Source organism: Hyalangium minutum, from assembly GCF_000737315.1.
Classification (GTDB): domain Bacteria; phylum Myxococcota; class Myxococcia; order Myxococcales; family Myxococcaceae; genus Hyalangium; species Hyalangium minutum.
This window is the reverse complement of record NZ_JMCB01000003.1, coordinates 1-21890: the sequence shown is the minus strand read 5'-3', so window position 1 is coordinate 21890 and position 21890 is coordinate 1. Positions and strand designations below refer to the sequence as shown.

The following is a 21890-nucleotide window of genomic DNA, read 5'->3' as shown; positions in this document are numbered from 1 at the left end:
GAGCCTACATGGGCCGTTCGGCAATGAGCAGCGCGCGGATCTCTTCCTCGTCCAGCGTGCGGCCCTCGTGGCTGATGGCGAGCGCGTTGATGTGCTCCTCATCCACCTCCACGTGAGCGCCCTTGCGCCACTCGGTGGTGTGGACGGCGCCATCCACGAGCTTGCCCACCACGGTGCCCTCTTCCCAGGCCACCACCTCCAGCCAGAGGTTCTCCTCGACGGCCTGGCCCTCGGGGTGGGTCTCGAAGGGCGCTCGCACCAGGAAGGTGAGCGGCTCCATGAGCCCCTTGCGGCCGAAGCGGGCCTTGAAGGCAGGCAGCAGGGCCTGGGCCTCGAGCCGGAGGGACTCGGTGCGCTCCTCGGGCTCGGGGACGAAGCGCTCGCGGTAGGGGCGCAGCAACTCGGCGGTGTTGTGCCGGCCCAGCGGGGACACGACGCTGAGGAACAGGGCCTCGTGGCCCTCGAAGGTCTCCAGCGGGACGCCGAGCAGGTTCACCCGGGCCTCCTCGGAGGGCACGAGCCGGAAGGATTGGCCCTCGCTGGTATGCACTTCCTTGCGAGCGCCGGGGCCCTGGCCGAAGGCCATGTCCGTGCACAGCTCATGGAGGAACATCTCCGCGGCCAGCAGGTCCTCCTCGCCCAGGTGGAAGATCTCCAAGTCCCGGGTGCCGAACTTCTCCATGCCGTGCGAGTGCACCCACAGGGGCGTATCGCCCTCGATGGCGGCCACGGCGTGCAGGTTGACGTGGTCGCGAATGTCGAAGTCCAGCTCGGTGATCTCCACCACGTCCGCCACGTCGTGCAGCTTGTACGCGGTGAGGTCCAGCAGCACGCCCTGCGTCTGCTCCATCAGCGTGCGCGCGCACCACAGGGCCTCGAAAACGGGCACGGTGGGCTGAGGCCCGGAGCCCGGCTCCACGGAGAGCCAGTAATAGCCCTGGGTGCGCTGGAACGCCTTCTGAGCCTCCTCGCTGCCAGTGAGCAGGCGGGGATCCACGCCCTTCGTGGGCCGCTGGGTGTCGAAGCGCACCTCGACCTGAGTGCCCTCAGCATGGACGGAGAAACCGTTCCCGCCCTCCAGCATCGCGAAGCGCACGTCTTCCGACTCGAACGCGGGGCGCAGCTCCTCCAACGGGATGGGAGCAGACGACTCGACGGCGAGGACGTAGACCTCCTTCACAGGTGCTTCTCGATCTGGCGGAACAGATCCACGCGATCCACCAGGTTGGTGAGGTAGTCGAGCTTGTCGGTCGGCAGCACGAGCACGGGCGACATCTTGTAGTGGCTGAACCACTCCTCATAGAGGGCGTTCAGGCGCTTGAGGTAGAGCGTGGGGATGTCCTTCTCCATGACGCGGCCTCGCAGGCGGATGCGCTCCTTGAGGGTCTGCACGGGGCAGCGCAGGTAGATCATCAGATCCGGCGGGGTGAGCACCTGGGCCACCGTCTCGTACAGCTCCCGGTACATCTGCCAGTCCCGCTTGTCGATGAAGCGCTGCCGGTGAAGGTTCTTGGCGAAGATCTCCGCGTCCTCGTAGATGGTCCGGTCCTGCAATACCGTTCCGGGCTGACGCTCCAGCTCGCGGTGCAGCCGGAACTTATGGGTCAAAAAGAAGATCTGTGAGCGGAAGGCCCACTTCTTCATGTCCTTGTAAAAGTCGGCCAGGTAGGGGTTCTGGTCGTTCGGCTCGAAGTACGGCGTCAAGCCGTACTTCCGGCAGAGGAACGAGGTGAGCTCCGTCTTCCCGGCGCCAATATTACCCGCGACGGCGATGAACTTTTTCCTGGCCACGCCACCCCTGCTTGTAGCCGCACCGGGCGGCGCATACCAGTCCCAAAGGCATGGACTGGGCGTGTTAGAACCTGCCTCCCCTCCGGGGCGGCAGGAAGGCCGTCCGAAAAGACCCTCTCGACGAAGCCGCGCGAGGGCCCTGGGTATGGCAGGCTCACACTCTCAAGCCTCGTATGCCACGTAAACTCTTCTGCATGTTCGTTGCGGGCGCGTGGACGGCGTTCCTGTTCCCGTTCGCCTCCCTGACCGCTCTGTTGCTCGGTGGGGACGCCTCGGTGTGGATCTGCCGCCACCTGTGGTCGCCTGTGCTGCTGTGGGCCGGCGGTGCCCGTCTGGTGGTGCACGGCCAGGAGAACGTCGATCCCAAGCGGCCGACCATCTACGTCTCCAACCATCAGTCGACCCTGGACATCCCGGCGCACTTCGTCACGGTGCCGGTGCCCTTCCGCTACGTGGCCAAGAGCCAGCTGGGGTGGGTGCCCTTCATCGGCTGGTATCTGTGGGTGGCGGGGCACGTCTTCGTCAACCGCTCCAACCGGCAGGCGGCGATCACCTCGCTCCAGCGCGCCGGGCAGAAGATCCGCAGCGGCACCAGCATCTTCCTGTACCCGGAGGGCACCCGCTCGCCGGACGGGCGGATCCTCCCCTTCAAGAAGGGGCCGTTCGCCCTGGCACTTGAGGCCCGCGTGCCCATCTGTCCTGTCACCGTCGAAGGCACGGGCTCCATCATGCCCAAGAACTCCTGGAACATCGTCCCCGGCCCCGTCCACGTGAAGATCGGCAAGCCCATCGACACCACGGCCTTTGCCGCGAACGACCGCGAGGGCCTGGCCCGGGCTGTCCGGGAAGTGATCATCGCCCAGAGCCTGGAACTCGGCGGCAAGGGCGGAGACCTCGAGGACGCTGTCGCCGCCGCGGGGCACGAAGGCTTCCGCGAACCGTCCCCCCCTGCCTCGAAGACCTCCTGATCTTGACCGTGAAGCCCCTCGCTCTCCGCCGCGCCTCTCTCCTCCGCTGCACCACCCTGGCCGCAGTGCTCAGCGGCACCTTGCTCACCGGCTGCCAGCACAGCGCCTCGATGGAGCGGGTGCTCACCCCGCGCGAGCAGGCCCGCGTCTACATGGAGCAGAACCAGCCGGCCAAGGCCCTGGCGCTCCTGGAGGAACTGCACGCCAAGAGCCCGGGCGATCTCGACGTGGCGCGCACCCTCACGGAAGCGCAGGTGAAGTCGGGGCGGACGGACGCGTGGATCGCCGAGCTCCAGCGCCGCAACACCCAGTCCGAGCGGGCAGTGAACCACTACATGCTCGGGCTGGCGTACTTCTCGCGGGCCTCGGACGCCGGAGCCCCGGCAGTGGCCGCCTTCGAGCGCGCCATCGCCCTGGCCCCCAACGAGGCCGAGTTCCACTACCGCCTGGGCATCGCCCTGCTGGAGTCCGAGCAGTACAGCGCCGCGCTGGGCCCGCTGCGCCGCGCCGCCGAGCTGGCCCCGGCTCGTGCCGCCGTCCGGCTCCCGCTGGCCAAGGCGCTGCACCGCACGGGAGACAGCGCGGGGGCCGTGGCGGCGCTCAACGCGGTGGTCCGGGCGGCGCCCACGCCTCCGGAGGTAACGACGGCGCGAGCGCTGATGAACCAGATCGCGGACCCGTTCAACAGCTTCCCCAAGGCGGCCGAGGGCAAGCTCGAGGAGGGCATGCGCTTCCTGCAGGAGCTGGACGTACCGCAGCAGGCCATCCTGGCCTTCGAGGAGATCCTCCACGACTACCCGGACCTGGCGGTGGTGCACGCGCTGCTGGGGCTGGCGTACCAGCGGCTGGACGACGCGGGGCGGGCAGTGGACGAGTTCAAGCAGGCCATCGAGCTCTCGCCCAAGGACGGCAAGAACTACTTCTACCTAGGGGAGCTGTACCTCTCGCGGCAGCGGGCGGAGGCGGCGCGGGAGGCCTTCAGCAAGGCGGTGGCCTTCAACCCGCTGCTGGACGAGGCCTGGTTCCGGCTGGGAAACCTGAGCCTGGACAAGCGGGACCTGAAGGCGGCACGGGAGGCGTTCCAGATCCTCACGTGGCTGTCTCCGAACGCAGTGCCCGCGCGGGGCCAGCTGGCGGTGGTGTACCAGCTGGAGGGCGACTTCCCGGCGGCCGAGCGCGAGCTGCGGTATGTGGTCGAAAAAGACCCGGAGAACATGGAGTTTGCGCTGCGGCTGGGGCTGCTCTTCGCCGAGCAATCGACGCGGACGCGCAAGCCCGAGGATCGCAAGGCAGCGGGCGCGGAGGCGGAGAAGTGGCTCCTGAAGGTCCTGGAGGAGCAGCCAGACAACGCGCTGGCCTCGAGGGCCCTGCAGCAGGTGAAAGCTCAGGAGTAGCCACCGGGCGCCCGGCGCCTCTACACTGGCTGTCCGATGAGCGACGGTCGCAAGGTGCCTGATCACAATGCTCCGCCGGCGGGGTCCTCGGACTCGGCGGCGACTCCTCAGCGCACGGTCTCCAGTCCCGGAATGCCGCGTGTGCCGACCAACCCGAACATGCGCGCGCTCAGCGCGGCGCGCGCCGGCCCGGCGGGGAAGAAGGCCGAAGGTCAGGTAGGCCAGCGGATCGCCTCGGAGGCGTCCAACCAGTTCCTCAACGGCCTGTCGATGCTGAAGGAGATGTTCCAGGACTTCCGGTCCTCGGATCGCTTCTTCAAGGCGAAAGCGGGGATCATCGGAGGCTGGGCCTTCATCTCGCTGGTGAGCATCGTGATCGCCTGCCCGGGCCAAGGCGTGAAGACGGCGGACCTGGGTGCGCGAGTCATCGTGCTGCCGAACGCGGATCGCCCCAAGGCGTCGCCAGCGCTGCTGGTGAGCAACACGGATGACGATCCGTGGGAGAACGTCATCTTCACGGTGAACGGCAAGTACAAGGCCATCGTGGACAAAGTGGCTCCCGGGGGCGACGTCACGCTCACGCCCAAGAACCTGCTGGGCCCCACGGGGCCCATGCCCGGCGACGAGCGCTTCGTCAGCGCGGAGATGAAGACGAACGACGGCAAGGCGGAGCTGGTGAAGAACGGCCAGGCCGTCGGCGAGTAGCAGCCCAGCCCCCAGAAACACGAAAGCGCCCTTCCCTCGCGGGAAGGACGCTCCGTGACGGCGTCGGCGTGAGAGCCGGGCGATTAGCCCTTGCTCTCCTCGGTCTTCGCCTCACCCTCGGCCTCACCACCCTCGGCGGGGGCAGCCTTGGCGGGACGGTCCACCAACTCCAGGAGGGCCATCTCCGCAGCGTCACCCCGGCGGAAGCCGAGCTTGATGATGCGGGTGTAGCCGCCCTTACGGCTGGCGTAGCGGTCCTTGTAGGTGCTGAAGACCTTCTGGAGGACGTCCTTGTCCTTCACGATTCGGGCAGCCAGACGAACATTGGCCAGCCCGCCGCGCTTGCCGAGCGTGATGATCCGCTCCGCCATCTTCCGGGCCTCCTTGGCCTTGGGGACGGTGGTGCGGATCGCCTCGTGCTCGAGCAGCGAGGTGACCATGTTGTTGAGCATCGCGAGCCGGTGCGGCGTGGTGCGGTGAAGCTTCCTCTGTCCAACCTTGTGACGCATGAGCGTGACTCCGGAGCCTCTCGGCTCCACCACACCGGCCGTATCAGGTACCGGGTGGGAAGAGCGGACTCGACACCGAGGTCCGCTATTGCCAATAGGCCCCCACTTTTATGGGGAGGGGCCCCCTCTTCCCGCGCCGCGTGAAGCCGTGTCACGGCGCGGGCCGAGGTCCTACGGAAACAACTAGGCCTTGGGGGCCGCGCTGGCGGCGGCCGGGGGCGGCGCCGCGACAGGAGCCTGCTTCGGAGGCCAGTTCTCGAGCTTCATGCCGAGCGACAGGCCCATCTCCGCGAGGATCTCCTTGATCTCCTTCAGAGACTTGCGGCCGAAGTTCTTGGTCTTGAGCATCTCGGCCTCGGTGCGCTGCACCAGGTCGCCGATGGTCTTGATGTTGGCCTGCTGCAGGCAGTTGGCCGAGCGAACCGAGAGCTCCAGCTCATCCACCGAGCGGAAGAGGTTCTCGTTGAGCTTGGCCTCCTCCTTCGGGGCCTCCACCGCCACGGGCTCCTCGGTCTCGTCGAAGTTCACGAAGACCGTGAGCTGCTCCTTGATGATCTTGGCCGCGTACGCGACGGCGTCCTGCGGGGTGACGGAGCCATCCGTCCACACCTCGAGCGCCAGCTTGTCGAAGTCGGTGACCTGACCGACGCGGGCGTTGGTGACCTGGTAGTTCACCTTGCGCACGGGCGAGAACAGCGAGTCGATGGGGATCGTCCCAATGGGCGCGCCCGCGACCTTGTTGGTGTTGGCCGGCACGTAGCCACGGCCGCGGCGGCAGGTCAGCTCCATCCGGACCTTGCCACCCTCGGACACGGTGCAGATGTGGTGGCCGGGGTTGAGGATCTCGACGTCCTGATCCGCGATGATGTCGCCGGCCTTGATCTCCTTGGGGCCCTCGACCTCGATGCGCAGGGTCTTCGTCTCGTTCGTGTGCATCCGAAGGAGGACTTCCTTCAGGTTCAGCACGATGTCGGTGACGTCCTCAGCGACCTCGGGGATGGTGGTGAACTCGTGGTCCACGCCCTCGATCTTCACCGAGGTGATGGCCGAGCCCTGCAGGGACGACAGCAGCACGCGGCGCAGCGAGTTGCCCAGCGTGGTGCCGAAGCCGCGCTCCAGGGGCTCCGCCACGAACTTGCCGTAGGTGCCGGTGAGCGAGTCCTGATCCACTTCCAGCCGGCGCGGCTTGATGAGGTCGCGCCAGTTCTTCGCGATGAACGTATCAGCCATGGTGTTGCTACCTCTCGAAGCGCACTCCACCACCGACTTACCCGCCAGAACGGCAGGAGGATGGAGACGCGGGGGGTACGACGATTAACCGAGGCCGGACGAACCGGCCAGAAAGAAGCACGACGCCCCGGCGGAGGCCGCCAGGGCGCCTGAAGCAGGCAATCAGGCCCTTGAGGGGCCTCAGGCCTACTTGGAGTAGAGCTCCACGATGAGCTGCTCCTGGATCGGCATGGTCAGGTCCTCGCGGTTCGGCACCGTCTTCACGGTCCCCTTGAAGGCCTTCTTGTCCAGGTCGATCCACTGCGGCACGCCGCGGCGGTCCACAGTCTCCAGAGCCTCGGAGATGCGCAGAACCTTGCGGCTCTTCTCGGCCACCTCGACGGCGCTGCCCGGCTTCACCGCGAACGAGGGGATGTTCACCCGCTTGCCGTTCACCTTGAAGTGGCCGTGACGCACCAGCTGGCGAGCCTCGTTGCGCGTGTCCGCGAAGCCCATGCGGAACACCACGTTGTCCAGGCGGAGCTCCAGCTGCTGCAGGAGGTTCTCACCCGTCTTGCCCTTGGCCGCGGACGCGCGGTGGTAGTAGCCGCGGAACTGGCTCTCGAGCAGGCCGTACATGCGCTTGACCTTCTGCTTCTCGCGCAGCTGCACGCCGTAGCCGGAGAACTTCACGCGGCCCTGGCCGTGCTGGCCGGGGGGATACGGGCGGCGCTCGATGGCACACTTGTCCGTGTAGCAGCGATCGCCCTTAAGGTACATCTTCAGGTTCTCGCGCCGGCAGATGCGGCAGGCGCTGGCGGTGTAACGAGCCAAGGAACTTCTCCTTCAGAGGTGGTCTAGGGCCCTGCCCTCTCAGGCAGGACCCGGATGAGGGAATTAGACGCGGCGGCGCTTCGGCTGACGGCAGCCGTTGTGCGGGATGGGCGTCACGTCGCGGATCAGGGTGATCTTCAGGCCAGCGGCGGCCAGGGCGCGCAGCGCGGACTCGCGGCCAGCGCCAGGGCCCTTCACCAGCACCGTCACCGTCTTCAGGCCGTGCTCCATGGCCTTGGCGGCGGCGTCACCGGCGGCAACCTGCGCGGCGAACGGGGTCGACTTGCGGCTGCCCTTGAAGCCACGGGCGCCCGCCGAGGACCACGAGATCACGTTCCCGGACACGTCCGTGATCGTGATGATGGTGTTGTTGAACGTGGACTGGATGTGGACCACGCCGTTGAGGATGTTCTTCTTGCCCTTGCGCTTGGCCTTCTTGGCCGCAGCGGTCTCGCCACCACCCTCGGGGGTCGTCGTGGCGGCGGCAGGGGTCTGGACTTCTTCAGCCATGAGAGTCGGAGCTCCTGAGGAGTAGATGATCGACGCCAGAGCCTAGGCGGCGCTGGCGCAGTGGGGAGGAACGTCTAGCGGCCCGCCGGAGCAGCCGGCTTGGCGCGAACGATGCGGCGCTTCGGACCCTTGCGGGTGCGCGCGTTGGTGTGGGTGCGCTGGCCGCGGACGGGCAGGCCCTTGCGGTGACGGAGGCCCCGGTAGCAGCCCAGGTCCATCAGACGCTTGATGTTCATCGTCACCTCGCGCCGCAGGTCACCCTCAACCTTGAGGTTGGCCTCAATGTACTCACGGATCTTACGGGCCTGATCATCGGTCAGGTCCTTGGTCCGGGTCTCGAGCGCGATCCCCGCGTGAGCGCAGATCTCATGGGCGGTCTTGTTACCGATCCCGTAGATGTACTGGAGCGAGATCACCGCGCGCTTGGCAGGCGGGAGATCGACACCGGCGATACGAGCCATCGTTACATTCCTTCTTCAGTGGAGTTGGTCTGGAGCCAACGGTTGCCCGTTAGCCCTGGCGCTGCTTGTGCCGCGGGTTGGAGGCGCAGATGACGCGGACGATCCCCTTGCGGCGGATCACCTTGCACTTGTCGCAAATCTTCTTGACGGACGCCCGAACCTTCATGGCGCTACTTCCTTCCTTCGTGAATTAGAAAAGTCTGCAAGGGCTGCCCGCCTGAAGAGCGGGCGGGCCCGATTACTTCGCCCGGTAGGTGATCCGTCCACGGGTCAGGTCATAGGGGGACAGCTCCACCTTGACCTTATCGCCCGGCAGAATACGGATGAAATGCATCCGCATCTTGCCGGAGATGTGCGCGAGCACCTTGTGGCCATTGTCTAGCACCACGCGGAACATCGCGTTGGGCAGGGGCTCCATCACGGTCCCCTCAACTTCGATCGAATCGTCCTTCGGCAATCGAAAACCCTCTTCCGGACCACCAGTAACTCAGTAACTCTTGGAAGCGCGGCGGGATAGCACTTTGGTCCCGAAGTGGCAAGTACCCAGAAGCGCCCGCTCCAAACTTCTACCAACCCCTCATGATAACAACGTATTTCTCGCCGGGGCAGGCCCTCTTAGGACCTCCGGGTGAGCACCTCGGGGCCATGATCCGTGATCAGCACGGTATGTTCGAAGTGGGCGGAAAGCTTGGAGTCGAGCGTCACCGCCGTCCAGTCGTCCTCAAGGAGGCCTACCTCATCGGTTCCCAGGTTGACCATGGGCTCGATGGCGATGGTCATTCCCGAACGGAGCTTCATGCCCGACCCCGGCGAACCGTAGTTGGGCACCTCTGGCTTCTCGTGGAGCTTGCGGCCGATCCCATGCCCCGTGAAGCTGCGCACCACGGAATACCCATGCGCCTCGACGTAGCTCTGGATCGCGTGGCTGATGTCGCCGATCCGGTTGCCCGGTACCGCCGCGGCAATCCCCTTCTGCAGGGACTGCCGGGTGACATTAACGAGCGCCAGGGCCTCCTGCCCCACCTTCCCCACCGGCACGGTGCGCGCCGAGTCCCCGAAGAACCCCCGGTACACCACCCCGAAGTCCAGCTTCATCAGGTCGCCCGCCGCCAGCTTCCGCTTCTTGGAGGGAATGCCGTGTACGACTTCCTCGTTGATGGACGCACACAGGCAGCTCGGGAAGCCGAGGTAGCCCTTGAACGCTGGCTTGGCTCCCTTGGCGTAGATGAGCTTCTCGGCCAGGGCATCCAGGTCCCAGGTGGTAACCCCCGGGGCCACGGCCTTCTCGAGCTCGTCGAGGATCTCGCAGACGATTCGGCCGGCCTCACGCATGAGGGCGATCTCGTCCGCGCTCTTGATCTCGACTTGGGCCATGGGGATCTACACGCTCAGGGCTTCCCGATGGCGGCCTTGATCTCCGCGTAGATACCCTCGGCGGGCCCCACGCCGTCGATGGTCTTCAGCAAGCCCTTCTTGGCGTAGTAGTCCTTCAGCGGCGACGTCTCGGCGTCGTACTTCTTGAGCCGCTTCTCGATCACCTCGGGGTGATCGTCGTCACGCTGGACAAGGCCCGCGCCGCACTTGTCGCAGAACCCGGCCCGCTTCGGAGGGCTCTGGATGACGTGGTAGACGCTGCCATCCACCGGGCAGGAGCGCCGGCCGGAGCCGCGCTCGATGAGCTTCTCGTGCGGCACCTCGAGCGAGACCACGGCCTCGATCTTCTTGCCGTTCTTCGCCAGCATCCGCTCCAGGGCATCCGCCTGGGGAGTGGTGCGAGGGAAGCCATCCAGCACGAAGCCGTTGGCGCAGTCCGGCTGCTTGAGCCGCTCCTCGACGATGCCAATGACGATGTCATCTGGGACATAGGCGCCCGAGGCCATCAGCGGCCCGGCAATCTTGCCCATCTCCGTCCCATCCTTCACGGCCTTGCGGAGGATGTCCCCGGTGGAGATCTGCGGGATCTGGAAGTCCCGGAACAGATTCTTCGCCTGGGTACCCTTTCCCGCGTTCGGCGGGCCCAACAGGATCAGGTTCATGTGCTCCTCTTCAGCTCCTTCGAAGGAACGCACGGGAAGCCCGCGGCGCCAACCCTCGAACTCGCTCCCCGTGCACGACTGACTATCCCTGAACGACGAGACGCCCCTCCCCGGCCATCCGGAGAGAGGCGTCCGTGAAACAAACTCACCGGCTAGGCCGCCACCCGGACCCGGCCACGGATGCGCGGGCCGCGCGGACCGGCGAAGCCCTCGTAGTTGCGGCTGATGAGGTGGCCCTCGATCTGCTGCACTGTGTCCAGCGCCACGCCGACGACGATCAGCAGCGCGGTGCCGCCGAACTGGAAGCGCACCCCCAGCGTGTTGGTGATGATGGAGGGGATGACGCAGATGATGGCCAGGTAGACGGCGCCGCCGAAGGTAATGCGGTTGAGCACGCGCTCGATGAAGTCTGCCGTCTGGCGGCCCGGGCGGATGCCGGGGATGTAGCCACCCTGCTTCTTGATGTTGTCGGCCACGTCATCCGGCCGGAACGTCAGCGCGGTGTAGAAGTAGGCGAAGAAGATGATGAGCAGGACGAACAGGCCGTCATAGAGCCACGGGTTGCCCTCGAGGCCCTGGCGGAACGTGTTCAGGAAGGGGAACCAGGTGCCCAGCGTGGCCGGGAAGGACAGCAGCGCGCCGGCGAAGATAGGCGGGATCACGCCCGCGCTGTTCACCTTCATCGGAAAGTAAGTGGCCTGGCCCGCGAACATCCGCCGCCCCGCCATGCGCTTGGCGTACTGGACCGGGATGCGCCGCATGCCTCGCTCCACGTAGACCACGACCGCGATGACCACGAGCATGAAGACGCCCAGCGCCACCAGCATCGCAGGCTCGAGGGCGCCCTGCGACGTCAGGTCGAACAGCTGCTTGGAGGCGGGCACCAGGCCCGCGATGATGCCGGCGAAGATGATGAGCGAGATGCCGTTGCCGATGCCGCGCTCGGTGATGCGCTCGCCCAGCCACATGATGAAGGCCGTGCCAGCGGTAAGGCTGATCACCGTCATGAAGGTGAACCACACGCTGTCATCCGGCACGACGATCTGGTTGAAGCCGGTCTGCCCCGCGTCGCTGCGGCCCAGCGAGGCCAGCCAGCGGGAGATACCGATGCCCTGGATGACGGACAGGACGATGGAGCCGTAGCGAGTGTACTGGTTGATCTTCTGCCGTCCCGCCGCGCCCTCCTTCTGCAGCCGCTCCAGGCTGGGGATGACCACCGCCAGCAGCTGCATGATGATGGAGGCGGACACGTACGGCATGATGCCCAGGCCGAAGATGGACATCTGCTCCAGCGCGCCACCGGAGAACAGGTTGAACAGCGACACCAGGCCGCCCGACTGTTTCTGGGCGTCCATGAACGCGTTCATCGCCGCGCGATCCACGCCCGGCGTGTTGATGAAGATGCCCAGGCGGTAGACCGCCAGCAGCACCAGCGTGTACGCGAGCCGGTTGCGCAGCTCCGCGATGCGGAAAATGTTGGCGAAGGCATTCAGTGCCACGACGGAGCCATCCCCTTCGAAAGGTCCTGATAGAACGACAGCGCCCCAATCCACGAAGGAGAGGGGCGCGTGAGCCTACACAAGCGAACCGGCGCGCACCACCCAAAGTGAAGCGCGGCCCAGCACAGCTAGGCGTTCGTCTGCTTGGGGGCCTTGACGCCCTTGCCAGAGTGAGCCTTCGAGGCAGACTCAGGCTTGTGCGCCACCAGGGGGAGCACCTCAACTGCGCCGCCCGCCTTCTGGATGGCCTCCTGGGCCTTACCGGACAGCTTGTGCACCTTGAGGGTGAGCTTCTTGGAGAGCTCGCCCTGGCCGAGCACCTTCACGCCGTCATAGCGGCCCTTGACCAGGCCCTTGGCCTTCAGCGCGGCCTCGTCCACCGTGGCGCCCGCCTCGAACGCGTGCTCGAGGTCCGCCAGGTTCACCACCGCGTAGATGACGCGGTTGGGCGAGATGAAGCCGAACTTCGGCAGCCGGCGCTGCAGGGGGCTCTGACCGCCCTCGAAGCCCTCGAACCGCATGTTGCCGGAACGAGCCTTCTGGCCCTTGCCACCACGGCCTGCCGTCTTGCCCAGACCGCTACCCTGCCCGCGGCCCACGCGCTTCTTGCGGTGCCACGAGTTATGCGGCCGCTTCAGGTTGTTGAGAGTCGTCGACATCTTGAAGTCCTCATGCGCGGCAGCCCCGGTTCGCGGGGCCCGCGGAACGAATCCGTCCTAGCTCTTGGCCGCCTTGGCCCGGGCGCGGTCACGGACGATGATCTTACGGGGCTTCCGGCGCTTGGGGGCCGGAGCCTCCTGGCTCACCGTCTCACTGGAGACCAGGTGCTTCACCTTGAACACCAGGCCCCGGTTGGACGGGGTGTCCTTGAGCAGGCGCTCGTCGCCGAACTTCTTCAGCCCGAGCCCGCGGATGGTGTCCAGCATCTCCTTGGAAGAGCCAGCGGAGCTCTTCACCAGCTTCACCTTGAGCGCCATGACTAGGTCCTCGCCTCACCGGCCAGCTTGGCCGTCTCGACGTCCTTACCGCGCAGCCGGGAAACCTGCTCGGCCGAGCGCAGCCGCTTCAGGCCCGCCACCGTGGCCTTCAGCACGTTGTGGGGGTTCCGCGAGCCCTGGCTCTTGGTCAGGATGTTGCGGATGCCCGCCGCCTCGAGGACCGCGCGCACCGCACCACCGGCGATGACGCCCGTACCCTCGCTGGCCGGCTTCAGGAGCACCCACCCAGCGCCGAAGTGCCCGAGCACCTCGTGCGGGATGGTGTGACCCGACAGCGGGACGCGGAACAGGTTCTTCTTGGCGTTCTCGCCACCCTTGCGGATGGCCTCGGGGACCTCGTTGGCCTTGCCCAGGCCCACGCCCACATGGCCATTGCCATCACCCACCACCACGAGGGCGGCGAACGAGAACCGGCGGCCACCCTTCACCACCTTGGCCACGCGGTTGATGTTCACCACGCGGTCGGTGAGGTCCAGGTCGTTCGGATTGATCGGAGTTGCCACTTGGAGAGCTTCCTTTCGAATTTCTTAGAACTTCAGCCCGGCCTCGCGCGCGGCGTCAGCCACGGCGGCGATGCGCCCGTGATAAGGGAAGCCGTTGCGGTCGAACACCACCGCCCCGACGTTGGCCGCCTTGCACTTCTCGGCGATCAGCTTGCCCACGCGCTTGGCGTCGGCCTTCTTGTCGCCCTCATCCTGGCCCTTGAGCTCCTTGGACAGGGACGAGGCATACGCCAGCGTCTTGCCGGTGGAGTCATCCACCACCTGGGCGTAGATGTGCTTGAGGCTCTTGTAAACCGTGAGCCGCGGGCGCTCGGTGGTACCCGAGAGCTTCTTGCGGATGCGGTTCTTCCTCTTGATGCGCGGATCGATTGTAGCCATGGCTGCTTTCTCTTCCTTCCGGCGGCGATGAGGCCTTCCGCCTCCGGATGACTGCGGGCCCCCAGAGGAGCCCGCGGGGTTGAACGTTCAGGGCACGGACGACGATTAAGTCGTACCGGTCTTGCCCTCCTTGCGGCGAACCTTCTCCTCGGCGTACTTGATGCCCTTGCCCTTGTACGGCTCGGGCGGGCGCAGCGCGCGGATCTTCACGGCGGCGGTCCCCAGGGCCTCCTTGTCCGCCGAGCGCAGGGTGAGATCCACCGTCGGGAGGCTCTCCTCGGTGCGGGCCGTCTTATCCACTTCGGCCGTGACACCCTCCGGCAGGTTGAACACCACCGGGTGCGAGTAGCCCAGCGAGAACTGGATGCTCTTGCCCTTCACCTCGGCGCGGAAACCGACGCCGCGGATGCTCAGGCGGCGCTCGAAGCCCGTGCTCACGCCCTTGGCGGCGTTGGCCAGGATGGTGCGGGCCAGGCCGTGCAGGCTCCGAGCCTCGCGGGAGTCATCCTCGCGGACCACCACCACGTTGCCGTCCTTGATCTCCACCTTCACCTTGGCGGGGAGATTGACGGACAGCTTGCCCTTGGGGCCCTCGAAGTTGACCTTCTTGCCGGCGACGGCTGCCTTCGTCTTGGCGTCCAGCTTGATCGGCAGCTTTCCAATGCGACTCATGATGGCCTCGTAAGGTCTGCCCGGAGCGCGACCCTTCCGGGCCGCGGCGCCAGGCAACTGGCTAGTAGACGGTGCAGAGCAGCTCGCCGCCGAGGTTCTGCTTGCGCGCCTCGCCGTCGGACAGGATGCCCTTGGAGGTGGACAGCACGGCGATGCCCATGCCGTTCAGGACGCGGGGAATGTCGCGCATCGGCACGTAGCGGCGCAGGCCCGGCTTGGACACGCGGCGGATGCCGCTGATGGCGGAGCTGCGGTCCTGACCGTACTTCAGCTGAACGGTGATCTCGCTCTGGGGCTTGCGCTCGTGGATCGTGTAGTCCCCGATGTAGCCCTCCTCCTTGAGGACGCGGATGATCTCGACCTTCAGCTTCGAGTGAGGAATGACAACCTTGTCGTGCCGCGCACGCGAGGCGTTGCGCAGGCGGGTCAGCATGTCGCCGACAGGATCATTGACCGGCATGGGTGACAACCTTCCAGGCGGAGAACTCCGAGGCTCTCCGCGACTTCGACCGCCGCGCCTGCCGGGCCCATCCCGGGGGTTCGCCGCGATCGCACTGCTCTTAACGTTTCGGCGCTGCGTGCAGCGCCAGGGGACCAGGCCTCACAGCCTGGGGCACCCTCTTCCGGCTACCAGGACGACTTGGTGACGCCGGTGATCTCACCGCGCAGCGCGCGGAGGCGCAGGCAGATGCGGCACATCTGGAACTTGCGCAGGAACGCGCGGGGACGGCCGCACAGCGGGCAGCGGTTGTACTTACGCACCGAGAACTTCGGCTTGCGCTTCGCCTGGGCGATCTTGGAGAGCTTGGCCATGGATTGATGGATTCCTTGAGGAGTTACGTACGGAACGGGATGCCGAAGTGACGCATGAGCGCCAACCCCTGCTCGTCGTTGCGCGCGGTGGTGACGAAGCTGATGTTGAGCCCCTTCACCTTCTCGATCTGGTCGTAGTTGATCTCAGGGAAGATGATCTGCTCGCGGACGCCGAGCGTGTAGTTGCCCTTCCCGTCGAAGGCCTTGGGGGACACGCCCTTGAAGTCACGCACGCGCGGCAGCGCGACGGAGATGAGGCGGTCCAGGAACTCGTACATCCGGTCGCCGCGCAGCGTGACGGCGCAGCCAATGGCTTGGCCCTGGCGCAGCTTGAAGTTCGCGATCGACTTGCGCGCGCGGGTGATGATGGGCTTCTGGCCGGTGATGGCGCCCAGCTGGTCCACCGCGGACTCCAGGATCTTGTTGTTGGCGAGCGCCTCGCCCAGACCCATGTTGACGACGATCTTCTCGAGCTTGGGAACCTGGTACGGGTTCTTCAGGCTCAGCTCCTTCATCAGAGCAGGGACGCCCTCCTTGCGGTAGCGCAGCTTCAGCCGCGCCGGCTTCGCCTCGAGGCCCTCCTCAATATTGGCCGCAAATCCCGCCTTCTTGACGTCTTCCTTCTTGCGGCCCTTCTTTTCCTTCTTTTCCTTCTTCTCGGCCTGGTCGGCCTTCTTCTCGTCAGCCATTGTGTGGTCCTCTGCTTCGGAGCGCCGTCGTGGACCCAGCGGCCCCGATCAGTACATCTGGAATCTCAGAAACACCGAGAGGGCCCAAAGCTTCGGGCCCTCGTGTCAGCCTGTCTGCCCGCCTCTGGCCACAGGTGGCCAAAGGGCGCGCATACATGCCCCAACCCGGTTACCTAGTCAATCAGGGCGTCGCAGTTCTTGCAGAACCGCTTCTTGTCCGTGCCATCCGCCCGGATACCCACCCGGGTCGGCTTGTCGCACTTGGTGCACACCACCTGGACGTCCGAGAGAGCGATGGTGCCCGCCTTCTCGATGATGCCGCCCTCGGGGCTCTGAGCGGTCTTGCGCAGGTGGCGCTTGACCATCCGGAGTCCCTCGACCGTGACGCGGCCGGCGTCGTGGTCGATCTTCAGCACCTTGCCGCGCTTGGTGGCAGGCGTCTTCTCCGAGCGCTCGGCGCCCGAGATGACCTGCACGGTGTCTCCAACCTTGAGCTTCTGCATGGGGTTCCTCTCTTACACTCGCCTGCGGGCCTGCTGTCCTAGAGGACTTCCGGCGCCAGCGAGATGATCTTCATGAACTTGCGGGCGCGCAGCTCGCGGGCCACCGGCCCGAAGATACGCGTGCCGATGGGCTCCATGTCCTTGTTGATGAGGACGGCGGAGTTGCCATCGAACTTGATGTAGCTGCCGTCCGGACGGCCCACCTCGGTCTTGGTGCGGACGATCACGGCCTTGGCCACGTCACCCTTCTTCACCTTCGAGTTCGGCAGCGCCTCGCGGATCGACACGACGATCACGTCGCCGATCGACGCGTACTTGCGCTTCGAACCACCGAGCACCTTGATGCAGAACACCTTCTTCGCGCCCGAGTTGTCCGCCACATCGAGCACGCTCGTCATCTGAATCATTTGGAAGTCTCCTCAGCCGCGAGCCCAATGGCTCAGACGTTCTTGCTCTTCTCGATCACTTCGACCACCCGCCACCGCTTGTCCTTCGAGGCCGGCTTGGTCTCAGCGATGCGGACGCGATCACCCTCGTTGATGGTGATCTTCTTCGGGTAGTCGTGGTCCTCGACGTGCGCCTTGTACTTCTCGCGCATGCTCAAGATCTTGCCGTACTTGGCGTGCGGCGCACGGCGCGAGACGGTGACGACCACCGTCTTCTGCATCTTGTTCGAGGTGACGATCCCCACGCGCGTCTTGGGACGGCCACGGGAGGAAGTCTCTGGAGCGGAGGTGGTCTGGGTCTCTTCAGCCATCGTGAATCTCGCCTGTCAGTCAGTGTTCCCCAGGATGTCCCGGGGGAAGTGGCGCCCCCTTCCCAGGGGGCTGCCGGGTGCTACTTATCCGTCTTCTCGGGGGCCCGCTTCTTCTCGGTCAGCACGGTGAGGATCCGCGCCAGGTCCTTGCGGTGCTGGGTACGCGAGGTGGGGCTGTCCAGATTGCCCGTCCGCATGCTCAGCTGGTCCTGGAACAGCGTGCCGCGCAGCTCATCCGCGCGCCGCTGCAGGTCTTCCGCCGCCAACTCCCTCAACTCTTTCGCAGTCGCCATCTTCAGTCTCCTCGCGCAGCCACTAGAGCGACAGCGCGCTGCGGTTCACGATCTTGGTGAGCACAGGCAGCTTGGCCTGCGCGAGCTTCAGCGCGCTGGTGGCCACCTCGGCCGTCATGCCCTCCATCTCGTAGAGGATGCGGCCCGGCTTCACCACCGCCACGTAGTACTCCACGCCACCCTTACCGGTACCCATACGAGTCTCGGCGGGCTTCTTGGTGATGGGCTTGTCCGGGAACACCCGGATCCAGATCTTGCCGCCGCGCTTCACGTGGCGGGTCATGGCGATACGGGCCGCCTCGATCTGGCGCGAGGTGATCCACCCCGGCTGCAGGGACATGAGGCCGTACTCACCGTAGGTGAGGTCGCTGCCGCGATAGGCCCGGCCGGGGGTCCGGCCCTTGTGCATCTTGCGGTACTTGGTACGAGCAGGCTGAAGCATCGTCGGTGTCCTTCATCCCCAAAGGGGCACCCGTGGGCGCCCCGGGGAGCTCAAGCTAGCGGTTGGTGGGCAGGGGGGCCTGGCCGCCCTTACCCGGCAGAACCTCACCGCGGCAGATCCAGACCTTGCAGCCGATCTTGCCGTAGGTCGTCTTGGCCTCGGCGAAGCCGTAGTCAATGTCAGCGCGCAGGGTGTGCAGGGGCACGCGGCCCTCGCGGTACCACTCGTAGCGCGCCATCTCCGCGCCGCCCAGGCGGCCCGAGCAGGCCACGCGGATGCCCTTGGCCCCGAACTTCATGGCCGTCTGCAGCGCCTTCTTCATGGCGCGGCGGAAAGCGATGCGGCGCTCGAGCTGCGTGGCGATGTTCTCGGCCACCAGCTGCGCGTCGGTCTCGGCCTTGCGGACCTCGACGATGTTGAGGAAGACCTCGTTCTTGGTGAACTGCTGCAGGTCCTTCTTCACCGTCTCGATGCCCGCGCCGCGCTTGCCGATGACGATACCCGGACGCGCGGTGTGGACGTTGACCTTGACCTTGTTGGCCGCGCGCTCGATCTCCACCTTGGAGACGCCCGCGTGGTTGAGCGACTTCTTCACGAACTCGCGGATGCGGATGTCCTCATGCAGCCACTGGGCGTAGTTCTTGTGCTCGAACCACTTGCTGTCCCAGGTCTTGATGACACCGAGGCGGAACCCGATCGGATGAACTTTCTGTCCCAACGTGCTTCTCCTTAAAGATTGAAGGCCCGGAGGGCTACTTCTTGGCCTCGGCGAGCACCACGTGAACGTGGGCGCTCTTCTTGTTGATGCGGGTCGCCCGGCCCATGGCGCGCGGCATGTACCGGCGCTGGGTGGGGGCCTGGTCCACGGAGATGGTCTTCACGTAGAGAGTATCCACGTCGACCTGGCCCTTGGACTTGTCCGTCGCGTTGGCCACGGCGCTCTTGATGAGCTTGGCCACCGGGGCGGCCGCCGCGCGGGGGGTGAACTTCAGGATGTTCAGCGCGGCCTCAACAGGCTTGCCGCGGATGAGCGCAGCCACCGTGGAGAGCTTCCGGGGCGACATGCGGACGTAGCGCAGATGTGCAGTGGACTCCATCGTCATCTCCTAGTGCGGTCCGGATTACTTACCGGGAGCCTTGGCGACCTTCTTCTCCGCCGAGTGCCCACCGAAGGTCCGAGTCGGCGCGAACTCACCGAGCTTGTGACCGACCATGTTCTCCGTCACGAAGACCGGGATGAACTTCTTCCCGTTGTGAACCGCGAAGGTGTGACCGACGAACTCCGGCAGGATGGTGGAGCGCCGCGACCACGTCTTCACGACCTTCTTCTGGTTCGTCTTGATCATATCCTCCACCTTCTTGAGGAGATGATCGTCGACGAACGGTCCCTTCTTGATCGAACGAGCCATTTCAGAATCCTTGGGCTATGAGCTACTGGCTGCGCGGTCCCTGCCGGCGCTTGCTCACGATGAACTTGTCAGTCCGCTTGTTGGTGCGCGTGGTGAGACCCTTGGTCTTCTTGCCCCACGGCGACACCGGGTGCGGGTTACCCTGGCCGGACTTACCCTCACCACCACCGTGCGGGTGGTCGACAGGGTTCATCGCCAGACCGCGGACGGTGGGCCGGATGCCCAGCCAGCGGCTCTTACCCGCCTTACCGATGCGGATGATCTCATGCTCGATGTTGCCGAGCTGGCCCACGGTGGCGCGGCACTCGATGAGGACCTTGCGCACCGCGCCAGAGGGCAGACGCACCTGAGCGTAGCGCTCCTCCTTCGCCATCAGCTGGCCGGAGGTGCCGGCCGAGCGGATGATCTGCGCGCCGCGGCCCGGCTTCAGCTCCACGTTGTGGATGACCGTACCCACCGGGATGTTCAGCAGCGGCAGGCAGTTGCCCGGACGGATGTCCGAGCTCGGGCCCGCGAACAGGGTGTCGCCCACGGCCAAGCCCACGGGGGCCAGGATGTAGCGCTTCTCGCCGTCCGCGTAGTGCAGCAGCGCGATGTTGGCGGTGCGGTTCGGGTCGTACTCCACGGAGGCGACCTTGGCCGGCACGCCATCCTTGTCCCGGCGCTTGAAGTCGATGACGCGGTAGCGGCGCTTGTGGCCACCGCCCTGGTGACGCCGGGTGATGTGGCCGTGAACGTTACGGCCTCCCGAGCGCTTCAGGGGAGCGGTGAGCTTCTTCTCCGGCGTGTCCTTGGTGATGTCCGCGAAGTCGGACACCGTCATCAGGCGACGAGCGGCGGATGTCGGCTTGTACTTCTTGATGCCCATGGTGGTTTCCTCAGACGGTCAGCGCGGTGCGCCTAGGCCGTCCCTCCCTCGAAGAGCTCAATCTTGTCGCCCTCCTTGAGGGTGACGATGGCCTTCTTGTAGTTGGGGCGCTGGCCAATGCTCTTGCCGACGCGCTTCACCTTGCCGTGGACGATGTTGGTGCGAACGCCCTCGACAGAGACCTTGAAGAGGTTCTCGACCGCGCGCGCCACATCGATCTTCGTGGCCTTCTTGTCCACGATGAACGAGTACTGGCGGAACTTCTCGCGGGCCTGATCCAGCTTCTCGGTGATGAGCGGACCCTTGATGACGTCGTGGAGCTTCATGACAGAGCCTCCTGGATGGCCTTGGCGGCCGCGGAGGTGAGCACCAGCTGCTTGTGGCGCAGCACGGACTCGAGGTTCAGACCCTCGGGCGGCAGCACATCGAACTTCTCGAGGTTGCGCACGCTGCGGTGCAGGTTGATGTTGCCCTTCTCGTCGATGACCAGCGCGTTCTCCAGCTTCAGGCGCTTGGTCAGCACGTCGAAGGCCTGCTTGCTCTTGGGGGCGTCCAACTTGAAGCCGTCCAGGATGAACAGGGAGTTCTCCTTGGCGCGCAGGGACAGCACAGCGCGCAGCGCGCCCTGACGGACCTTGCGAGGAGGACGGTAGAAGTAGTCCCGGGCCTTGGGAGCCATGGCCTTACCACCGCCCACCCAGTGGGAGGCGCGAATGGAGCCCTGACGAGCGCGGCCGGTCCCCTTCTGCTTCCAGGGCTTCTTGCCGCCGCCGCTGACCAGCGAGGTGTTCTTCACCCCGACCGTGCCGCGACGCCGGTTGATCTGCTGCATCTTTGCCACCTCATAGAGGAGGTGGGGGTTCGGGTCAGCGCCGAACACCTCGTCGGAGAGCTCGATCTCCGACACCTGCTTGCCATCCAGGTCGATTACCTTGAACTTCGCCATGACATTTCCTCGCGGGTCGGAGTGAAACCACTCCCGCCCTGCCCCGCTTCCTAGGACTTGATCTCCACGTCAACGCCCGCCGACAGATCCAGCTTCATCAGCGCATCCAGCGTCTGCTGGGTGGGCTCGAGAATGTCGAGCAAGCGCTTGTGCGTGCGGATCTCAAACTGCTCGCGGCTCTTCTTGTCCACGTGCGGAGAACGCAGAACCGTGAACTTGTTGATGCGCGTGGGCAGGGGGATCGGACCGGCCACCTTGGCGCCCGTGCGCTTGGCCGTCTCAACAATCTCCCCGGCACTCTGGTCCAGGAGCTTCGAGTCGTACGCCTTCAGCCGGATGCGAATCTTCGTTGTCGCCATTTCGAAAAAACCTCTTAGACGGCCCCTAGCAGTGGAGGCGTTACGACCGACGTCCCCTGGATGTCACAGAGCCGTGCTTCAGACGAGGGGCGCGGCATGTACCACCACACCCCTCTGGTTGCAACTCTATTCCGTCATCACCCTGACAGCCAGGTTGTGGCCGTCAGGGTGTCGTCAAACTACTTACTCGATAACCTCGGCCACAACGCCGGAGCCCACCGTACGGCCACCCTCGCGAACCGCGAAGCGCAGTTGCGCCTCCATGGCCACAGGGGTGATGAGCTCCACCTCGATGGCGATGTTGTCGCCCGGCATCACCATCTCCACGTTCTCCGGCAGCTTCA

General features: G+C 65.6%; 36 protein-coding genes. 3 read left to right on the top strand and 33 right to left on the bottom strand.

Annotated features, from left to right (window positions below; translation table 11 throughout):
- Positions 1–4: 4 nt before the first annotated feature.
- Both DB31_RS06795 and DB31_RS06790 read right to left on the bottom strand, forming a co-directional pair.
- On the bottom strand, positions 5–1180 hold the full coding sequence (locus DB31_RS06795; protein WP_044184217.1) for a DUF2314 domain-containing protein: 1176 nt from the start codon (positions 1178–1180) through the stop codon (positions 5–7).
- Positions 1177–1791: a deoxynucleoside kinase gene (locus tag DB31_RS06790; protein WP_044184215.1), complete on the bottom strand. Its 615-nt coding sequence runs from the start codon at positions 1789–1791 to the stop codon at positions 1177–1179. The genes DB31_RS06795 and DB31_RS06790 overlap by 4 nt, the downstream gene beginning before the upstream one ends.
- 173 nt (positions 1792–1964) lie before the next feature.
- Here DB31_RS06790 and DB31_RS06785 point away from each other — a divergent pair, with 173 nt between their 5' ends.
- The 3 genes from DB31_RS06785 (at position 1965) to DB31_RS06775 (ending at position 4858) form a co-directional block, all read left to right on the top strand.
- Complete coding sequence (locus DB31_RS06785; RefSeq protein ID WP_044184212.1) at positions 1965–2759, top strand: lysophospholipid acyltransferase family protein; 795 nt, start codon at positions 1965–1967, stop codon at positions 2757–2759.
- Between the two features lie 8 nt (positions 2760–2767).
- Positions 2768–4153 carry a tetratricopeptide repeat protein gene (locus tag DB31_RS06780; RefSeq protein ID WP_044186083.1) on the top strand — a complete coding sequence of 462 codons (1386 nt, stop codon included), beginning with the start codon at positions 2768–2770 and terminating at the stop codon, positions 4151–4153.
- A 132-nt stretch (positions 4154–4285) separates the two neighbouring features.
- On the top strand, positions 4286–4858 hold the full coding sequence (locus DB31_RS06775) for a hypothetical protein (RefSeq protein WP_240486636.1): 573 nt from the start codon (positions 4286–4288) through the stop codon (positions 4856–4858).
- 83 nt (positions 4859–4941) lie between these two features.
- On the opposite strand, the gene rplQ is transcribed toward DB31_RS06775, so the two are convergent.
- The 31 genes from rplQ to DB31_RS46365 form a co-directional block, all read right to left on the bottom strand.
- Positions 4942–5367, bottom strand: a complete 426-nt coding sequence (gene rplQ, locus DB31_RS06770; RefSeq protein ID WP_044184209.1) for a 50S ribosomal protein L17 — start codon at positions 5365–5367, stop codon at positions 4942–4944.
- Between the two features lie 183 nt (positions 5368–5550).
- Complete coding sequence (locus tag DB31_RS06765; protein ID WP_044184208.1) at positions 5551–6597, bottom strand: DNA-directed RNA polymerase subunit alpha; 1047 nt, start codon at positions 6595–6597, stop codon at positions 5551–5553.
- 186 nt (positions 6598–6783) lie between these two features.
- Positions 6784–7410 carry a 30S ribosomal protein S4 gene (gene rpsD / locus DB31_RS06760; RefSeq protein ID WP_044184206.1) on the bottom strand — a complete coding sequence of 209 codons (627 nt, stop codon included), beginning with the start codon at positions 7408–7410 and terminating at the stop codon, positions 6784–6786.
- Between the two features lie 63 nt (positions 7411–7473).
- The gene (rpsK, locus tag DB31_RS06755) at positions 7474–7920 is read right to left on the bottom strand and encodes a 30S ribosomal protein S11 (protein ID WP_075305901.1); all 447 of its coding nucleotides are present in this window, start codon (positions 7918–7920) and stop codon (positions 7474–7476) included.
- Positions 7921–7994: 74 nt separating this feature from the next.
- The gene (gene rpsM, locus DB31_RS06750; RefSeq protein ID WP_044184202.1) at positions 7995–8381 is read right to left on the bottom strand and encodes a 30S ribosomal protein S13; all 387 of its coding nucleotides are present in this window, start codon (positions 8379–8381) and stop codon (positions 7995–7997) included.
- Between the two features lie 49 nt (positions 8382–8430).
- Positions 8431–8547, bottom strand: coding sequence for a 50S ribosomal protein L36 (gene rpmJ, locus DB31_RS06745; RefSeq protein ID WP_002614755.1), 117 nt, complete (start codon positions 8545–8547; stop codon positions 8431–8433).
- Positions 8548–8619: 72 nt separating this feature from the next.
- Positions 8620–8838, bottom strand: a complete 219-nt coding sequence (infA, locus tag DB31_RS06740) for a translation initiation factor IF-1 (RefSeq protein ID WP_002614803.1) — start codon at positions 8836–8838, stop codon at positions 8620–8622.
- Positions 8839–8996: 158 nt separating this feature from the next.
- A complete protein-coding gene (gene map, locus DB31_RS06735) occupies positions 8997–9755 on the bottom strand; it encodes a type I methionyl aminopeptidase (protein ID WP_044184199.1) in 759 nt (252 codons plus the stop codon).
- Between the two features lie 14 nt (positions 9756–9769).
- A complete protein-coding gene (locus DB31_RS06730; protein ID WP_044184197.1) occupies positions 9770–10417 on the bottom strand; it encodes an adenylate kinase in 648 nt (215 codons plus the stop codon).
- Positions 10418–10569: 152 nt separating this feature from the next.
- Positions 10570–11916: a preprotein translocase subunit SecY gene (secY, locus tag DB31_RS06725; RefSeq protein WP_044184195.1), complete on the bottom strand. Its 1347-nt coding sequence runs from the start codon at positions 11914–11916 to the stop codon at positions 10570–10572.
- Between the two features lie 128 nt (positions 11917–12044).
- Complete coding sequence (gene rplO, locus DB31_RS06720; protein ID WP_044184193.1) at positions 12045–12575, bottom strand: 50S ribosomal protein L15; 531 nt, start codon at positions 12573–12575, stop codon at positions 12045–12047.
- Positions 12576–12632: 57 nt separating this feature from the next.
- Positions 12633–12893: a 50S ribosomal protein L30 gene (gene rpmD, locus DB31_RS06715; RefSeq protein WP_044184190.1), complete on the bottom strand. Its 261-nt coding sequence runs from the start codon at positions 12891–12893 to the stop codon at positions 12633–12635.
- A gap of 2 nt (positions 12894–12895) precedes the next feature.
- Positions 12896–13417: a 30S ribosomal protein S5 gene (gene rpsE / locus DB31_RS06710; RefSeq protein WP_044184187.1), complete on the bottom strand. Its 522-nt coding sequence runs from the start codon at positions 13415–13417 to the stop codon at positions 12896–12898.
- Between the two features lie 24 nt (positions 13418–13441).
- Complete coding sequence (gene rplR / locus DB31_RS06705; RefSeq protein WP_044184184.1) at positions 13442–13795, bottom strand: 50S ribosomal protein L18; 354 nt, start codon at positions 13793–13795, stop codon at positions 13442–13444.
- 105 nt (positions 13796–13900) lie between these two features.
- Positions 13901–14467 carry a 50S ribosomal protein L6 gene (rplF, locus tag DB31_RS06700; protein WP_044184181.1) on the bottom strand — a complete coding sequence of 189 codons (567 nt, stop codon included), beginning with the start codon at positions 14465–14467 and terminating at the stop codon, positions 13901–13903.
- Between the two features lie 61 nt (positions 14468–14528).
- Positions 14529–14927, bottom strand: a complete 399-nt coding sequence (gene rpsH, locus DB31_RS06695) for a 30S ribosomal protein S8 (RefSeq protein WP_044184179.1) — start codon at positions 14925–14927, stop codon at positions 14529–14531.
- A 167-nt stretch (positions 14928–15094) separates the two neighbouring features.
- A complete protein-coding gene (locus tag DB31_RS06690; RefSeq protein ID WP_002614761.1) occupies positions 15095–15280 on the bottom strand; it encodes a type Z 30S ribosomal protein S14 in 186 nt (61 codons plus the stop codon).
- 23 nt (positions 15281–15303) lie between these two features.
- Positions 15304–15969 (bottom strand): 50S ribosomal protein L5, encoded by a 666-nt coding sequence (gene rplE / locus DB31_RS06685; RefSeq protein ID WP_075305899.1) that lies wholly within the window; start codon positions 15967–15969, stop codon positions 15304–15306.
- Positions 15970–16142: 173 nt separating this feature from the next.
- Positions 16143–16472 carry a 50S ribosomal protein L24 gene (gene rplX / locus DB31_RS06680; RefSeq protein ID WP_044184174.1) on the bottom strand — a complete coding sequence of 110 codons (330 nt, stop codon included), beginning with the start codon at positions 16470–16472 and terminating at the stop codon, positions 16143–16145.
- A gap of 38 nt (positions 16473–16510) precedes the next feature.
- Positions 16511–16879 (bottom strand): 50S ribosomal protein L14, encoded by a 369-nt coding sequence (gene rplN / locus DB31_RS06675; protein WP_044184170.1) that lies wholly within the window; start codon positions 16877–16879, stop codon positions 16511–16513.
- A 32-nt stretch (positions 16880–16911) separates the two neighbouring features.
- Complete coding sequence (rpsQ, locus tag DB31_RS06670) at positions 16912–17229, bottom strand: 30S ribosomal protein S17 (protein WP_044184169.1); 318 nt, start codon at positions 17227–17229, stop codon at positions 16912–16914.
- Between the two features lie 80 nt (positions 17230–17309).
- On the bottom strand, positions 17310–17522 hold the full coding sequence (rpmC, locus tag DB31_RS06665) for a 50S ribosomal protein L29 (protein WP_044184167.1): 213 nt from the start codon (positions 17520–17522) through the stop codon (positions 17310–17312).
- Between the two features lie 22 nt (positions 17523–17544).
- Positions 17545–17964 (bottom strand): 50S ribosomal protein L16, encoded by a 420-nt coding sequence (rplP, locus tag DB31_RS06660; RefSeq protein WP_044184165.1) that lies wholly within the window; start codon positions 17962–17964, stop codon positions 17545–17547.
- Positions 17965–18019: 55 nt separating this feature from the next.
- Positions 18020–18682 carry a 30S ribosomal protein S3 gene (gene rpsC, locus DB31_RS06655; protein WP_044184163.1) on the bottom strand — a complete coding sequence of 221 codons (663 nt, stop codon included), beginning with the start codon at positions 18680–18682 and terminating at the stop codon, positions 18020–18022.
- 34 nt (positions 18683–18716) lie between these two features.
- A complete protein-coding gene (rplV, locus tag DB31_RS06650) occupies positions 18717–19061 on the bottom strand; it encodes a 50S ribosomal protein L22 (protein WP_044184161.1) in 345 nt (114 codons plus the stop codon).
- A gap of 24 nt (positions 19062–19085) precedes the next feature.
- Entirely contained in the window at positions 19086–19373 is a 288-nt protein-coding gene (rpsS, locus tag DB31_RS06645) for a 30S ribosomal protein S19 (RefSeq protein ID WP_002614770.1), read from the bottom strand.
- 22 nt (positions 19374–19395) lie between these two features.
- Positions 19396–20241, bottom strand: a complete 846-nt coding sequence (rplB, locus tag DB31_RS06640) for a 50S ribosomal protein L2 (RefSeq protein ID WP_044184158.1) — start codon at positions 20239–20241, stop codon at positions 19396–19398.
- 32 nt (positions 20242–20273) lie between these two features.
- Positions 20274–20567, bottom strand: a complete 294-nt coding sequence (locus DB31_RS06635; protein ID WP_044184156.1) for a 50S ribosomal protein L23 — start codon at positions 20565–20567, stop codon at positions 20274–20276.
- Positions 20564–21187, bottom strand: a complete 624-nt coding sequence (gene rplD / locus DB31_RS06630; RefSeq protein ID WP_044184152.1) for a 50S ribosomal protein L4 — start codon at positions 21185–21187, stop codon at positions 20564–20566. The genes DB31_RS06635 and rplD overlap by 4 nt, the downstream gene beginning before the upstream one ends.
- Positions 21188–21237: 50 nt before the next feature.
- Positions 21238–21546, bottom strand: coding sequence for a 30S ribosomal protein S10 (gene rpsJ, locus DB31_RS06625; RefSeq protein ID WP_002614753.1), 309 nt, complete (start codon positions 21544–21546; stop codon positions 21238–21240).
- A 183-nt stretch (positions 21547–21729) separates the two neighbouring features.
- Positions 21730–21890, bottom strand: a 161-nt coding sequence (locus tag DB31_RS46365) for an EF-Tu C-terminal domain-related protein (protein ID WP_476702761.1), incomplete at its 5' end; no start/stop codon positions are given.

Excerpts from the sequence above, each read along its gene's own strand:
- map (WP_044184199.1), bottom strand. The coding sequence starts at position 9,755 with ATGGCCCAAGTCGAGATCAAGAGCGCGGACGAGATCGCCCTCATGCGT.
- rplN (WP_044184170.1), bottom strand. The coding sequence starts at position 16,879 with ATGATTCAGATGACGAGCGTGCTCGATGTGGCGGACAACTCGGGCGCG.
- rplF (WP_044184181.1), bottom strand. The coding sequence starts at position 14,467 with ATGAGTCGCATTGGAAAGCTGCCGATCAAGCTGGACGCCAAGACGAAG.
- rplP (WP_044184165.1), bottom strand. The coding sequence starts at position 17,964 with ATGCTTCAGCCTGCTCGTACCAAGTACCGCAAGATGCACAAGGGCCGG.
- rpsS (WP_002614770.1), bottom strand. The coding sequence starts at position 19,373 with ATGGCTCGTTCGATCAAGAAGGGACCGTTCGTCGACGATCATCTCCTC.
- rplE (WP_075305899.1), bottom strand. The coding sequence starts at position 15,969 with ATGGCTGACGAGAAGAAGGCCGACCAGGCCGAGAAGAAGGAAAAGAAG.
- DB31_RS06730 (WP_044184197.1), bottom strand. The coding sequence starts at position 10,417 with ATGAACCTGATCCTGTTGGGCCCGCCGAACGCGGGAAAGGGTACCCAG.
- rpmD (WP_044184190.1), bottom strand. The coding sequence starts at position 12,893 with ATGGCGCTCAAGGTGAAGCTGGTGAAGAGCTCCGCTGGCTCTTCCAAG.
- rpsJ (WP_002614753.1), bottom strand. The coding sequence starts at position 21,546 with ATGGCGACAACGAAGATTCGCATCCGGCTGAAGGCGTACGACTCGAAG.
- DB31_RS06635 (WP_044184156.1), bottom strand. The coding sequence starts at position 20,567 with ATGAAGCTCCACGACGTCATCAAGGGTCCGCTCATCACCGAGAAGCTG.
- rpmC (WP_044184167.1), bottom strand. The coding sequence starts at position 17,522 with ATGGCGACTGCGAAAGAGTTGAGGGAGTTGGCGGCGGAAGACCTGCAG.
- DB31_RS06775 (WP_240486636.1), top strand. The coding sequence starts at position 4,286 with ATGCCGCGTGTGCCGACCAACCCGAACATGCGCGCGCTCAGCGCGGCG.
- rpmJ (WP_002614755.1), bottom strand. The coding sequence starts at position 8,547 with ATGAAGGTTCGGGCGTCCGTCAAGAAGATTTGCGACAAGTGCAAGGTG.
- DB31_RS06765 (WP_044184208.1), bottom strand. The coding sequence starts at position 6,597 with ATGGCTGATACGTTCATCGCGAAGAACTGGCGCGACCTCATCAAGCCG.
- rplV (WP_044184161.1), bottom strand. The coding sequence starts at position 19,061 with ATGGAGTCCACTGCACATCTGCGCTACGTCCGCATGTCGCCCCGGAAG.
- rplB (WP_044184158.1), bottom strand. The coding sequence starts at position 20,241 with ATGGGCATCAAGAAGTACAAGCCGACATCCGCCGCTCGTCGCCTGATG.
- rpsH (WP_044184179.1), bottom strand. The coding sequence starts at position 14,927 with ATGCCGGTCAATGATCCTGTCGGCGACATGCTGACCCGCCTGCGCAAC.
- rplQ (WP_044184209.1), bottom strand. The coding sequence starts at position 5,367 with ATGCGTCACAAGGTTGGACAGAGGAAGCTTCACCGCACCACGCCGCAC.
- rplR (WP_044184184.1), bottom strand. The coding sequence starts at position 13,795 with ATGGCTACAATCGATCCGCGCATCAAGAGGAAGAACCGCATCCGCAAG.
- DB31_RS06690 (WP_002614761.1), bottom strand. The coding sequence starts at position 15,280 with ATGGCCAAGCTCTCCAAGATCGCCCAGGCGAAGCGCAAGCCGAAGTTC.
- DB31_RS06785 (WP_044184212.1), top strand. The coding sequence starts at position 1,965 with ATGCCACGTAAACTCTTCTGCATGTTCGTTGCGGGCGCGTGGACGGCG.
- rplX (WP_044184174.1), bottom strand. The coding sequence starts at position 16,472 with ATGCAGAAGCTCAAGGTTGGAGACACCGTGCAGGTCATCTCGGGCGCC.
- rplO (WP_044184193.1), bottom strand. The coding sequence starts at position 12,575 with ATGTCGACGACTCTCAACAACCTGAAGCGGCCGCATAACTCGTGGCAC.
- rpsQ (WP_044184169.1), bottom strand. The coding sequence starts at position 17,229 with ATGGCTGAAGAGACCCAGACCACCTCCGCTCCAGAGACTTCCTCCCGT.
- rpsK (WP_075305901.1), bottom strand. The coding sequence starts at position 7,920 with ATGGCTGAAGAAGTCCAGACCCCTGCCGCCGCCACGACGACCCCCGAG.
- rplD (WP_044184152.1), bottom strand. The coding sequence starts at position 21,187 with ATGGCGAAGTTCAAGGTAATCGACCTGGATGGCAAGCAGGTGTCGGAG.
- rpsM (WP_044184202.1), bottom strand. The coding sequence starts at position 8,381 with ATGGCTCGTATCGCCGGTGTCGATCTCCCGCCTGCCAAGCGCGCGGTG.